At 55.6% G+C, this 629-nt stretch carries 1 protein-coding gene; it reads left to right on the top strand.

Annotation, left to right across the window (positions count from 1 at the left end; genetic code table 11):
- Window positions 1–576, top strand: a 576-nt coding sequence (locus ACKWMY_RS28260) for an integrase core domain-containing protein (protein ID WP_409487555.1), incomplete at its 5' end; no start/stop codon positions are given.
- Window positions 577–629: the final 53 nt, after the last annotated feature.

The raw sequence follows: 629 nt of genomic DNA, 5'->3' as shown, positions 1-629 counted from the left end.
GTGTTCGAACGTTATGGCTTGCCGGAGAGAATGACCATGGATAATGGGGCCCCCTGGGGGGACACGACGGGCAGTTGGACCGCTCTGGAACTGTGGCTGATGCGTCAGGGTATCCGGGTAGGTCACTCTCGGCCTTACCATCCTCAGACTCAGGGTAAGCTGGAGCGCTTCCACCGCAGCCTGAAGGCAGAACTCCTGCAGGGACGGTGGTTCACCGATGCGTCACAGTTGCAGCAGGTGTTCGACGCCTGGCGAGACAGCTACAACCTGGAACGGCCACATGAAGCGCTGTCAATGGCGGTACCAGCCTCCCGTTATCAGCCTTCATCGCGACAGTACAATGGCAATCCGGCGGCAGCCGAGTATGACGAGGGGGTCTTGGTCAGGAAAGTGGATATCAGTGGGAAACTGAGCCTGAAAGGCGTGGGTCTGAAAGTGGGCAAGGCCTTTATTGGTGAATATGTCGGGCTGAAGGAAAGTGAGAGAGAGGGATACTACGAGGTATGGTGGTACAGCACGAAAGTGGGGACGATCGACCTGAGAAATAGGTCGATCATCATGGGTAAAGGATGTTAAAAAGTGTTCACCATGTCCTTGAACACCTGTCTACCATGTCCCCGGTCTGTACA

It is taken from the genome of Serratia sp. J2 (assembly GCF_046269175.1).
In the GTDB taxonomy this organism is placed as follows: domain Bacteria; phylum Pseudomonadota; class Gammaproteobacteria; order Enterobacterales; family Enterobacteriaceae; genus Chania; species Chania fonticola_C.
The sequence above is the reverse complement of the archived record's forward strand: the minus strand, read 5'-3'. Positions and strand labels throughout refer to the sequence as shown.